Source organism: Pseudoalteromonas sp. P1-9 (assembly GCF_001399975.1).
Taxonomy (GTDB): Bacteria; Pseudomonadota; Gammaproteobacteria; order Enterobacterales; family Alteromonadaceae; genus Pseudoalteromonas.
In genome coordinates, this window is record NZ_LKBD01000005.1 from 120,891 (window position 1) to 133,401 (window position 12,511).

Consider the following 12,511-nt stretch of genomic DNA (forward strand, 5'->3'; position numbering starts at 1 on the left):
TAAGTTTAATACGCTTAACTGTTTATTTGAGTTTATCCTTACAACACGATTTTAAATTAAAACTGATAACGCAAGGTCGCACTGGTATTGCGTGGCTCGCCAATAAAATAACGGTGATTCCCAAACGCATAGTCGGCTCGTTCGGCGTAACGTGTATCAAATACATTAAGTATGGCAAATGCGAGAGAAAAATTGCTGTTGATTTGCCATTTAGCACGTAAATTCGAAACAGTATGCCCGCTGTATGTGTGCGTGTTTTTATCGTCTAAGTAATAGCCGTCAAGGTGCCTTAGTTCAAACTGACTTGTAATGTTTTGCGCTATTAGCCAATCAATAATGAGGTTTGCAATTAAGCGAGGAGAGGTATCTATCTCATTGCCTTTTAGCTGCTGCCCATTCGTTGGATTATTTTCATAGGTGTGTTTTGCGTAACTTGAATTCAAGCGTGTTTTAAATGTGTCGCTAAGGCGCCAGGTGAGGTCAAACTCGAGTCCTTGATGCTGAGTCGATAAACCATTGAGGTAATGTCTGTCTGAGTCTTGATAAATCGCGTTTTTCTTAGTTAGATGATAAAACGCAAGCTCACCGAATATCGTTTCTGTTTGAAAACGCAGGCCAAGCTCTTGCTGGTTTGCGTCGACACTGGTTATGTCATTTTGTTGCTGATTATTCTGCAGGCGATAAAGCTCGGCGGTGTGTGGTGCTCTAAAACTGTTGTCTAGTTTAGCAAATACAATCGTATTGTCGTTTAGCGTTAAAGAATAGCCAAGACTGTAGCTTGTATCGTTAAAACGATTGGTCTGATTAGCGGGGCGAGTGTATCGACAACCGCCAAAGCCACACGCAGTGCCGTCATCTTTTAAATTACCTGTGCTTAAGGCGTTATTGTAATCGTATTCGGTAATATCATGTCTAAGTGCTAAAAAAGCGTTCTGATCATCAGCTATTTGATAATCAAGCTGACCATAAAGCGCGTAATTTTTTGCATTAACCGTGTAATCGTAATGTTGTCCTTTAGGCAGTACCGCCCTTAAAAATGCCGAATCTGATATGGTGTCGTTTGTTTGATATTGTTGTAACGAACCTTGAGTAAAATCGAGGTCGCTACCTAATTTAAGCGACAAGACATCCGTAACTTCCGCATAGCGAGATAACTGGAGTCCAATGCTATGGTGATCGTTCTTCTCAATGGGAGTACCGGGTAAAAAGTGCATTAAAAACGTCATATCTGTGTATCGTAGATAGGGCGTTAATTGCCAAAGGGCATTGTTTATTTCAGCATTATTTTGCATGCTGTAATGCATAGAAATACTGTCACGATAGGCATCTGGAAATTCATTAATTTTTAACAGCGATTTATCTCTATATGCATTTTCGCCTTGTTGTAAATAACCTGCGGTATCTTGCTCGAGGTTAGTTACACTAAAATGGTGTGTTGTTTGCCAATTGCCGAACTGGTGTTGTGCTGAGGTTGATAGTTTTTGCTGTTGATAACCCGAGCTAGACTGATAACCGCCATCGCTACTTACGGTTACACCAACACCTAACTGCACATCGTCAAAATCGTTACTTGCCGTTGCATTTAGCCGATAAAAATTATCATTGCCTACGTCTAGTGCAAGCTGATTCTCGCTAGCGTAGAGCGTATTATTAATGTTGATTACGCCATGGATTGCGTTTGAACCATAACGTGCAGAATTATTGCCTTTTACTACTTCGATGCGGTCGCTTATTTCAAAATGGCTATCGAATAATTGATTAACATTGCAAAATCCGGGGGCACGTAGGCTAATGTTATTTTCTAACATCAAGAATTCAGCGCAAGAACCTGCACCTGTTAACACAGGCGAACGCAACGAAAGCAATGATTCTTGTCCATTACCACGACTTAACCATACTCCCGACGCTAAACTTAACACTTGATTTAAGTGCTCTGCGTTAATGTTAGCAACTGCACCTTTGTCGATAATGCTGGTATTGCCAATCAGATCAAAATGACGTTTCTTGGCGCGCGACGCGGTTGTTACTATGGTTTCAATATCGGCAAAACTCTGACTATTTTGCGCGGCCAATGATGTAAAATGAACACTTAATAATGAAACAACTAACGACTTTTTAAACACTTCTCGCACGAAATAAACCTTTAAACGCATCTTGACTGAAAACAGAATCTCGGCACATTATACTGTACTTACCGTGCATTCGATCTACCGTGAAATAATAATATGTATCAAAAAATGAATAAGTTACCGATTTTAGGAGCGATGTTAGCAAGCATTGCAAGTTTGCCATCACAGGCAAAAGTTGAAGAATTGTTTAAATCTACTTGTGCGTCTTGCCATGGCGAAACGCTGATGGGCGCAATGGCGCCTTCGCTAGTTGATAACACATGGCTAACAGATGGCACAGATAAAGCATTAACCAATGCTATTAAAAATGGTATATCAAAAGTTGGCATGCCAGCATTTGGTGGAACGTTAAGCGATGAACAAGTACGAACGCTTGTTGTATATATTCGCGAAGCGGGGGCTAAAGTAGAAAGGCAAAAAGCGCCTGAATCATCTCTTGGTAAAGTATTCACCACAAAACATCAAACCGGTAAGACACAAGAAGTTCTGACCAGTGAAGGAATAATCTGGGCGATGGACTTTTTACCGGACGGCAGTTTACTGTATACGCTTCGCCAGGGTGAACTGTGGATGATGTCGAAAACCGGCAAAAAAACGCAAGTAATTGGCATTCCTGAGGTATGGCATAACCGTCAAGGTGGCTTACTTGATGTCTATCCCGACCCACAATATAGCCAAAACGGGTGGATTTATTTGTCGTTTAGCCAAGCTGCTGGAAAAAACGATAACGGTGACGAGATTGCCTTTACTAAAATTGTGCGCGGCAAGATAAGCGAGGGTAAATGGGTTTCAGAGCAAACCTTGTTTGAGGCAAAGCCAGACAACCGTAAAAATCGCGGCTGGCACTTTGGCTCGCGTTTCGCTATTCAAGGTGACTACTTGTTCTTTACTAACGGTGATGAAGGCCATCAAAATGACGCGCAAAGCATTACAACGCAGAACGGCAAAATACACCGCATATTTAAAGATGGACGCATTCCAAAAGATAACCCGTTTTACAATGAAAAGGGCGCCCAACAAACAATCTGGACGTATGGTAATCGTAACCCACAAGGTTTAACCATTAATCAAACAACTGGACATTTATGGTCAACAGAGCACGGCCCACGCGGTGGCGATGAACTGAATTTAATCACCAAAGGTGTGAACTACGGTTGGCCAAAAGTAACGTTTGGCATGAATTATAACGGTACGCCAATCACCGAACACACAGAATTACCAGGTATGCAGTCGCCAATTCACCATTGGACGCCATCAATTGCGGTTGCTGGTATTAACTTCTATACCGGAAATGTGTTTAAAAATTGGCAGGGCGACTTGTTTGTTGGCAGCCTAGCGAAAAAGCAATTGCATCGCTTACGTATTGAAAATAATCAGGTAATTGAAGATGAGATTATTCTGAAAGGTTTAGGGCGTATTCGTGATGTGGTTACCGCTCCAAATGGCACAATTTACTTAACCATAAATGACCGAAATAAAAACGAAAGTAAAATTATTTCAATCTTGCCAGCGAGTTAAATTAAAGTAACAAAGAGTACGTTCATTTTAAGAACGTACTCTTTAAGTGTGTGATATCTATGAGTGACTAGTCATCAAAGGCAATTCGCCATGCGATATATTGGCCCTTTTTATCTATTGTGCCAGCCACTTCAACACTTAAGCCATTTTCAAGTTGATTACCTTCTAATTCAAACTGGGTATCGCTTGAGTAGTGGATAACAACGTCACTTAATGTAAATTGAGTGTCGGTTAGGTTTTGAATTTCACCTTCAATTTCAAATTCTTCGTTTGCTTTAAACTCGATTTCAGCGGCATACAAACCAATTGCGGTTTCAATCGCATCAACTTCTACGAGTACATCGAGCGCGAGTTTACTTTGATTTCCATTTTCAAATTGCGTATTGGCATCAAAGTAAACAAGGGTGTCGTTAACTTTAAATTGAAAATCGCTTACTATTTCTGTGATTGAACCGTTTAATTCAATGTCGTCTTGTTGTTCAAATTCTATTTCAGTCGCAACAAGCTGACCTTGGCTGTTAATGAACGCGTCAATTTCAACCATCACGCCTTCTCTTAACTGCTCACGTGTACCATTTTCAAACTGGGTATCGGCGGTTAGCAAAATAGCGGTGTCGTTAACAGTAATTGTATCATTTTGAATCGAGGTGATTTCACCTTCGATTTCGCGTGTATCATTCTCATCCTCAAGTTCAACAGCAAGTGCTAGCAGGGTGTTGCCGTCTCGCTGTACTGCATCGATTTCAACTTCGACACCGTTTTGAAACATATCTAGTGGATGTGAAAATTGCGTGTTTTCATCGGTAATGATTTGAAAACCGTTTACGTTAAAATCTTGAATACTATTGAACTCTGTAATTGAACCTTCAATGTCAAAGCTATCGTCGTAACTATCTTGGTATTTTGCTTCTAGTACTAAGTAACCATCTTCCGATGTCTTGAATACCTCTAGTTCCAATTTATCGTAATCGCTAAGTGATGCCATAAAGTCTTGAACAGACACATCATTGCCAAAACGGTTTTCTAGCTCCGACGATGCATTTACAAACACTGTAATACCCGAAACGTTAAAGGTATTTGTATCAAGGTTAATATTGGTTACCTTGCCTGAAATCGAAATGTCATCGTCGTTTTCAGATTGCTCTTCACGCTCTAACTTAGTCACAAAGGCGTTGCCGTTATCATCGTTATAAAAATCGATTTCAACAAAATCGCCTATCGCTAAGCTTGACAGTGTCAGTTGTTTATCGTCGGCACTTGATTCATCATCAAAGAGGGTAAACGGTGTGATTGTGTATTCGCGCTCATTTACCGTAATGGTATTTAATGCCTGGTCAATATCGGTGATTACACCTTCAATATCGCTGTCTGCGCTAACATACAGTGCGATTTCTTCAGCAATATGTTGATTATCAATAATGATTGCTTCAACAACGACACGTGTACCATTTACAAGTTGCGCTAATGATATATTTTCAAAATCCGTGTCGTCGTTGATCAATACTTGTGTGTTGGCGATTGTAATACTGCTATCTGTAACATTGACTATTGGACCGTCTAAAATAACAGACACACCATCTTGTTGATCATAGTGCTCAATTTCGATGTCAGTAATAACGTTAACATCATTTAGCTGGTTAAACTCAATTTCGACAATATCTCCAACAGTAAGTTCTGGGGGTACAGTTACGTTTGATGTATCAAAAGTTGTGTCATTGATTGTTAAGGTGTTATTAGCACTATCCAGCGCTGTAACTTTTGCGGTAAGTGAAAGCGTGTCTTCATCGTCTTTACGCTCTAGCTTGGAGATTAAAAAGCCATGTTGTTCTGAATATACGGCACTGATTTCGACAAAATGACCTTGTTTTAACGCATCAAAGGTAAGCTCTTCTAAGTTAGATTCACCGGTTAAGACAAATGTTTGACCGTGTACTGTTATTGTCTCATTAGCATAGTCAATGTGCTGAATTTGACCCGTCGCTGTTGCTTCGTAGTTAACACTATTTGCAATAAAACGGCCTTGGTTATTGGTTAAACCTGAAAGCACAACGCGATCACCTAAACGGATTGTATCTTCTGAGCCTGGTTGGCCATTAATTGTAAAGTCGGCATTATCGGTATTGTAACGAACACCATTGACATACAAACTACCAAAACCACTTACCGTACCTATGGTTTGCGTTGCATAGCCAAATTCATAAATCGCATTTGAAACCAAACCATTTGAAACGTTCAGCGATATCGATTCGTTTATGCCGAGATAACGTTTATTGTTTATGGATTGGGCAACGCTTGAAAGTGTGTAGGTACCAGGGGCCAGTTGCGTAAGTAAGGTACTAGTACTAACGGTATTGGAATAACCGTTGGGGCCTTCAACCAACACATCAGCAGACGCACCGTCAGGAAGTCCTAAAAATCCAATATTAAGTTCGCCAGAATTAGGTACGATTGGCGCTGGTTCGTGTGAAGTTGATGAGCCACCGCAGCCGACAAGGCTGAGGGTTGATGCTGCAAGCAACGAGAGTGTTAACTTACGAGTCATGAAATTTCCTTAAAATATATAAACATGTGTTCACCTTGAACAAGAATAAGATACGAAAGGATTACGTTAACTGCAATAAAACTGTCATAAAGCAAAAGTAAAGGCAGCTTAAAGATACGTAACATTTAAATGAAACTGTTTAAAATCAATGAGACTTATTCTGGATGTTGATTTTATTGTGTTCAAAATTAGTATATGAATTTTTTATGACAGCGTTGTTTTTTGAAAGTGTTCGCGTTGTTTGGCGTAGCTAATAAAAAAGGCGCTAATAAATAGCGCCTTTGTAAGAATGTAATTGGTTAAGCTAAACTGGGTTATTTTGCTTCGTCAGCTGCCTTTTTTGCAAGGTATTCGTCATAAGTACCTTGGAAATCAATTACATTACCGTCTTTTATTTCCCAAATACGGGTTGCAAGCGACGATACAAATTGGCGGTCATGGGATACGAAAAACAAAGTACCTTGGTATTGTTCTAACGCAAGGTTGAGTGATTCGATCGATTCCATATCCATGTGGTTTGTTGGTTCATCCATTAATAAGATATTTGGCTTATGCATCATTAATTTACCAAATAGCATGCGACCTTGTTCACCACCAGAAATTACTTTAACTGATTTTTTGATGTCGTTTTGAGAAAACAGTAAACGGCCTAAATAACCACGTACTACTTGCTCGTCATCACCTTCTTGTTGCCATTGTTCCATCCATTGAAACAGATCCATATCGGTCGCAAAGTCATCTGCATGATCTTGCGCGTAGTAGCCAATGTTTACATTTTCAGACCACTTAAGGCTGCCACTTTTCGCAGGCAGGCGATTCGCTAGGGTGTGTAATAGCGTGGTTTTACCGACGCCGTTTTCACCAATAATCGCTACTTTTTCACCTACTTCAACAAGCGCAGATAAATCACTGAATAATGTATCGTCGTAACCTTGTGTCAGGCTTTCAAGCTCAAGTGCATTTCTAAATAATTGTTTTGACTGTTCAAAACGAATAAATGGATTTTGACGGCTTGACGCTTTTACTTCTTCTAATTGGATTTTATCAATTTGCTTAGCACGAGATGTCGCTTGCTTTGCTTTTGATGCGTTAGCTGAGAAGCGAGATACGAACTGTTGTAGTTCGGCAATTTGTGCTTTTTTCTTGGCGTTATCTGATAATAAACGCTCGCGGGCTTGTGTTGCTGCAAACATGTACTCATCGTAATTACCCGGGTAAATACGTAATTCACCGTAGTCGATATCAGCCATATGAGTACATACTGAGTTCAAGAAATGGCGGTCGTGGGAAATAATAATCATAGTGCAGTCACGTTGATTCAAAATATCCTCTAACCACTTGATGGTATAGATATCCAAGTTGTTGGTCGGTTCATCAAGTAACATGATATCTGGCTCGGCAAACAGTACTTGTGCAAGTAGCACACGCAATTTCCAACCTGGTGCAACTTCCGACATCAAACCATAATGTTGCTCGGTTGGAATACCAACACCTAACAGTAATTCACCGGCTTTCGCTTCGGCTGAATAACCGTCCATTTCGGCAAATTGGGTTTCAAGATCAGCAACCAACATGCCTTCTTCTTCACTCATTTCAGGCAAAGAATAAATGCGGTCACGCTCTTTTTTGATATCCCACAGCTCTTTGTGGCCCATAATTACGGTATCAACAACGGTAAATTGCTCGTAAGCAAACTGGTCCTGATTTAGTTTTGCAATGCGCTCATTTGGGTCGTATGAAATATTACCAGCACTTGGTTCTAGCTCACCGCTTAAAATTTTCATAAAGGTTGATTTACCGCAGCCATTAGCGCCGATTAAACCATAGCGATTACCGTCGCCAAACTTAACTGAAATATTTTCAAAAAGTGGCTTTGCACCAAATTGCATGGTGATGTTGTTTGAACTAAGCATTATATATTTTTCATCGAATCAAAATTGGCGGCATTTTAGCACTATCTTATGGCACAACATAGCGATAGCGCGCTTTATTTTAAAGTGACAGTTGGTTATGAAAATTAGATAAGGTGCTCAGCACAACTTGGTGATATATAATGCGAGAACAAAACTTCAAGCTCGCCATTAGCTAACACCTTAGTTAGTGCAGTATCAAAGCGCGCCATAAAAGTAGGTGAAACGCTCTGTTTGTTAAAGATAAAATGAATACTTGCTTGTGACAGGAGTAAAGGATGGATAACCACCTGAGGATGGTTTTGTCTTGATATTTCGCTGCAAAGTACAACGTCGTCATCAATCACAATATCGACACGGTTTTTAACTAACATCTCCAAGCGTTTAATTGTTGTTTCTGAAAAAACAAAGCCGTTATACGCTTGTTTTGCACGCTCTAGTTCGTCACCGTACCAACCGGCCAAGTTAACGCCGATCAGCTTACGCTGTTTAATAATTGATTTAAAACTTTTGCTTTGCTTAACGCTGTGGTCGTTTTGTCGATAGGCAAATCGGTTTCGTTCTAGGCGGTAGGTTTTTGAAAAGTAGAAGTCCCGTTCCCGTTCGGGCGTTTTACTGGCGCCAAGGCCAATATCAAAATTACCGATAGTGAGTTCAAATAGGGTTCTACGCTCAGGAAAGCGAATTACGGTAAGCTCACAGCCCATTTGCTCGAGCACTTTTTTCAGCAGTTCTACATCGACACCTGTGGTGCTATCAAACTTAGAAAACTTAACATAGGGATACCAGTCGTTAGTGATCGATAGCGAAAGCGGGGTCTTGCATTCCACAGGTGGTGTTTGTGCACTGAAACACTGACAACTCACTACCAATAACAACAATGACCACCACGCTCTTTGCATAACAACTTATTATTACTTTTGCTAATCGCTAAAGTATAAACCAATCTCACAAAAACGCCCGAGAATGGCGTGTTACTATACGTAAAACTTTGACTTATTAAGTGAATAAGGTTGTTTGAATTTTAATTATCGCTTGTTAGGGTAAGTCCATGTTTTGAGAGAGACGGCATGATTTAATTACGATAGACTTTAAATCGAGATTGCGTGGGAACAAAACATCAAACGTCGTTTTATACGTGGGTGCAATTAACAATACCGCCAAATAGCATAAGGAAATTCGATGTCGCATTCACATCACCATCATCATAATAGCGGCGATAACAAATTGTCACTTGCCGTTGTGATTAATGTATTACTGACCGTGGCGCAGATTATTGGTGGCATTTTGTCTGGTAGTATGGCACTTGTTGCTGATGCACTTCATAACTTAAGTGACGCAGGTGCCATTGTTATTGCGATTATTGCGCGGCGAATCGCAAGAAAACCAGCCACTAGCGTAATGTCATTTGGCTATAAACGCGCAGAGATCCTTGGCGCTTTGGTCAATAGCACTATTTTAATATTAGTTGGCTGTTACCTAATTTTTGAAGCGTTTAGTCAATTTTTAAATCCATCGCCGGTTGATGGCTGGGTTGTTGTTTACATCGCGGCAATTGCGTTGGTGATTGACGTTGCAACTGCGTGGCTTACATACAAAGCAGGCGCAAAGGACAACTTAAATTTAAAAGCGGCGTTTATTCATAATTTATCAGACGCTTTAGCGTCACTTGTTGTAATCATTTCAGGCACATTAATTATCTTATATCAATGGTATGTTATCGATTTAATCGCCACTATCTTAATTTCTGTGTACGTGCTTTACCACGGCGCTGATTATGCGAAGCAAAGTGTTATTATCTTGATGCAAGGTACTCACGCTGATGTGGATGTAGATAGTGTGTATTCAGCAATCCTAGAACAAGATAATGTGTCTGCAGTTGAACATTTGCACGTGTGGCAGTTGGACGATACGACCCTTCATCTTGAGGCAAGCATTACACTGAGTAATGATGATTTGCAGTCAATCAAAGACATGTTAGCTAAACAGTTTTCTATCACACATTCGACAATCGAAACCTTACCTTGTGCACAATCCTTTAAAGGCTGTTATTTAACACAGTAACGGCACCTTTGCGCTACTGTGTTAAACAAAAGTGACAACCAACCGTTAATTAAAACGCCAAAACACCAAGCAAATACAAAATTAAATTGGCAAGTTATTGAGTCACTCAGTACCTATGTCAATCTCAATTATATTGGTGAGCAGTATATTGAAATGGCACCAACATGGCAGAAAACACCAGCAGATGGCTATGTCATGGTTGACTTAGGAAGCCGCTTTGCACTATCGCAAACAATTGCTTTTAGAGTTGGTATTACCAATTTATTCGATAAACGGATTGATCAAGACGCTTTCGATTATGGTTACGCTGAGGTAGGCAGAAGCATTTTCGCAGGCGTAGATTTTAGCTTTTAAACTAAATGTGGTGCGTTAGAGCGCACCACATTCGTTATTGTTTAGGGTATTAACTTGTTGCTTAGTTTCCCATGCGCCAATTGTAATAAAACAATAGCACAGTAGCTCTAAACCCTCTTGAATAATGGTTTTTACAACGAAGGCGTCTTGGCTTACAACATCGCGCCAAAAGCTACCAGTACCAAAAATACGACTAAAAATAATCAATACAATCACACCTACGATTACCTTGTTCATGGCAGGTACGCTCAGCAAGTTAACGAACTCGGTAAAGCCACTTTTTCCGCGCTTTGAAAACAAAACTAACGTAACAAGTGTTGTAATCATGGCAGGGTAAAACCAAAAACCATGGGTAATTTTATCAAACCAAAAGTCACACTCTCGTATTAACAGGGCGGTAAAAAAGCCAAATACAAGTAAGCTACCGGCACCAACGTTTGGTGCCTTTATCATTTTGTAAAAGCACAGATTGATACAAACAAGTGCTAAGCCTTGCAAGGTTTCGGTAAACGAAAGTTCAGGAATACCTTGTAAGAAATAATAATCTAAGCGAATGCTGACATTAACAATAAGACAGACAGCGATGATTGCGATTATGTAGTATAAATTCCATTTTATTACTGCATTATTTGTTTTTTGTGATGTCACAGAGACTAAAGTATTCACAATTAGCGTTCCTGCTATTAGTACGTAGCAGGAGTGTAGGCCTAGAATTTAACGTGGTAAATATTACTTCTGTAAGTCTTCGTCTAAAAGTGTAAGGGTCTGTAAGAAAAGGTTAAACTAAGGTTAATAATGTAGCAATGTAAACCTGATTACTACATTAATCTAACCTTGTTAATAATTACACTAATTTACGCTGAAATAGTGCAACGGCTTGTTGATACATTTGTATTGCAAGTGCGGCGTCGTAACGTTCACCTTCATCGCGCATAAACGCGTGTTGTGCGTTAACTTCTTGCCATTGAAAATTGATACCAGTTTGTTGGCATGCTTGATAAATTTTTATACGTCCATCCACTGGTACGTGTGGGTCTTGCTTACCAAAGATAAAGTGAATTTCACCGTTAATATCTGACATACGTTCTAGCGAATTATTGCCTTCTTTCGCTGGCAATGTATCACTATGAATATCAGTCGCATACAAACAAAATGCAGCTTTAATATTAGGGTTTAATGCTGCGCGGTAGGCGAGGTGGCCGCCAATACACACGCCCATTGCGCCAACATTACCAGTACAATTGGGTAATGCTTTTGCAAATTCAATTAAAGCAATTGTATCACTATCATGCGATTCAAGCGGTTTATTCCATTTATCGTGATTACCTTTATCTTTACCCGCGTCATCGTAGGCAAGTACGGTACCGATTGGGTTTAGCTCGTGAAAAACCTCAGGCACTAATACATGAAACCCATGGCTCGCTAAAATGGCTGCAGAACGCGCTATTGGCGCAGTTTTTTGAAAAATCTCGGAATAAAAAATGATGCAAGGGTAGTTGCCAGATTCAACAGGAGAATAACGATAAGTGCGCATAACACCTGTTGCAGTTTTTATATCGTGCTGGTGGTTTGAAATGATCATAGTAAGTTTAACGATTGAATTTGAATAGAATTGTAATTTTTTATCACAACAATTGCATATGAATTTAATTAACGAATAGGCTTTTCAAGTTCGCTAAAACCATCATTTAGGGTATCAATTTTACTTTGCAATAAGGTTTGTGCATCGTAAATACCTTGGTTGTAAAAGGCGGCACCTAGTTCCTTTGCAATAAAGTCTAATAGAAAATCGGCATCAAATTGGCCTAGTTCAACGTCAAGTTCTTTATCAAAATAATCTTGCAATTTGCTAATGCACTGTTGTTTATCGTGCTCGTTTAGTTTTATGGTCATAGTTGGCTATGTTTGTAACTGTATGGCTGTTAATACTAAAGCGTGTTGCTTGTTACTGTCTATTGTTGCATCAGATTTTTACCATTTAACCAAAGGTAAGT

The 12,511-nt window shown here is 39.7% G+C and carries 10 protein-coding genes; 3 read left to right on the forward strand and 7 right to left on the reverse strand.

Translation table 11 applies throughout. The features are described 5' to 3' along the window. Positions 1–56: 56 nt before the first annotated feature. The gene (locus tag AN214_RS05335; RefSeq protein WP_054978847.1) at positions 57–2,132 is read right to left on the reverse strand and encodes a TonB-dependent receptor; all 2,076 of its coding nucleotides are present in this window, start codon (positions 2,130–2,132) and stop codon (positions 57–59) included. A gap of 105 nt (positions 2,133–2,237) precedes the next feature. Between AN214_RS05335 and AN214_RS05340 the strand changes: the two genes are divergently transcribed. Next, positions 2,238–3,647 carry a PQQ-dependent sugar dehydrogenase gene (locus AN214_RS05340; protein WP_235576711.1) on the forward strand — a complete coding sequence of 470 codons (1,410 nt, stop codon included), beginning with the start codon at positions 2,238–2,240 and terminating at the stop codon, positions 3,645–3,647. Positions 3,648–3,714: 67 nt separating this feature from the next. On the opposite strand, the gene AN214_RS05345 is transcribed toward AN214_RS05340, so the two are convergent. The 3 genes from AN214_RS05345 to AN214_RS05355 form a co-directional block, all read right to left on the reverse strand. Beyond that, complete coding sequence (locus AN214_RS05345; RefSeq protein WP_054978754.1) at positions 3,715–6,189, reverse strand: DUF5666 domain-containing protein; 2,475 nt, start codon at positions 6,187–6,189, stop codon at positions 3,715–3,717. A gap of 314 nt (positions 6,190–6,503) precedes the next feature. Further along, complete coding sequence (locus AN214_RS05350; RefSeq protein WP_054978755.1) at positions 6,504–8,102, reverse strand: ABC-F family ATPase; 1,599 nt, start codon at positions 8,100–8,102, stop codon at positions 6,504–6,506. A gap of 104 nt (positions 8,103–8,206) precedes the next feature. After that, complete coding sequence (locus AN214_RS05355; protein WP_054978756.1) at positions 8,207–9,001, reverse strand: ABC transporter substrate-binding protein; 795 nt, start codon at positions 8,999–9,001, stop codon at positions 8,207–8,209. A gap of 280 nt (positions 9,002–9,281) precedes the next feature. Here AN214_RS05355 and AN214_RS05360 point away from each other — a divergent pair, with 280 nt between their 5' ends. Together AN214_RS05360 and AN214_RS05365 are read left to right on the forward strand one after the other, a co-directional pair. Next, complete coding sequence (locus tag AN214_RS05360) at positions 9,282–10,163, forward strand: cation diffusion facilitator family transporter (protein WP_054978757.1); 882 nt, start codon at positions 9,282–9,284, stop codon at positions 10,161–10,163. Positions 10,164–10,181: 18 nt separating this feature from the next. Beyond that, positions 10,182–10,517 (forward strand): TonB-dependent receptor, encoded by a 336-nt coding sequence (locus tag AN214_RS05365; protein WP_054978758.1) that lies wholly within the window; start codon positions 10,182–10,184, stop codon positions 10,515–10,517. Positions 10,518–10,532: 15 nt separating this feature from the next. Here AN214_RS05365 and AN214_RS05370 read toward each other — a convergent pair whose 3' ends face one another. The 3 genes from AN214_RS05370 to AN214_RS05380 all read right to left on the reverse strand — a co-directional run bounded on the left by AN214_RS05370 (position 10,533) and on the right by AN214_RS05380 (position 12,410). Then, positions 10,533–11,183 (reverse strand): hypothetical protein, encoded by a 651-nt coding sequence (locus AN214_RS05370; protein ID WP_152960712.1) that lies wholly within the window; start codon positions 11,181–11,183, stop codon positions 10,533–10,535. Between the two features lie 178 nt (positions 11,184–11,361). Beyond that, positions 11,362–12,099, reverse strand: a complete 738-nt coding sequence (locus tag AN214_RS05375; RefSeq protein ID WP_054978760.1) for a dienelactone hydrolase family protein — start codon at positions 12,097–12,099, stop codon at positions 11,362–11,364. Positions 12,100–12,167: 68 nt separating this feature from the next. Then, the gene (locus tag AN214_RS05380) at positions 12,168–12,410 is read right to left on the reverse strand and encodes a DUF2164 domain-containing protein (protein ID WP_054978761.1); all 243 of its coding nucleotides are present in this window, start codon (positions 12,408–12,410) and stop codon (positions 12,168–12,170) included. Positions 12,411–12,511 lie beyond the last annotated feature (101 nt).

What these genes read in the sequence shown, in the direction of transcription:
- AN214_RS05355 (WP_054978756.1), bottom strand. Translation starts at nt 9,001, where the DNA reads ATGCAAAGAGCGTGGTGGTCATTGTTGTTATTGGTAGTGAGTTGTCAG.
- AN214_RS05350 (WP_054978755.1), bottom strand. Translation starts at nt 8,102, where the DNA reads ATGCTTAGTTCAAACAACATCACCATGCAATTTGGTGCAAAGCCACTT.
- AN214_RS05345 (WP_054978754.1), bottom strand. Translation starts at nt 6,189, where the DNA reads ATGACTCGTAAGTTAACACTCTCGTTGCTTGCAGCATCAACCCTCAGC.
- AN214_RS05360 (WP_054978757.1), top strand. Translation starts at nt 9,282, where the DNA reads ATGTCGCATTCACATCACCATCATCATAATAGCGGCGATAACAAATTG.
- AN214_RS05340 (WP_235576711.1), top strand. Translation starts at nt 2,238, where the DNA reads ATGAATAAGTTACCGATTTTAGGAGCGATGTTAGCAAGCATTGCAAGT.
- AN214_RS05375 (WP_054978760.1), bottom strand. Translation starts at nt 12,099, where the DNA reads ATGATCATTTCAAACCACCAGCACGATATAAAAACTGCAACAGGTGTT.
- AN214_RS05380 (WP_054978761.1), bottom strand. Translation starts at nt 12,410, where the DNA reads ATGACCATAAAACTAAACGAGCACGATAAACAACAGTGCATTAGCAAA.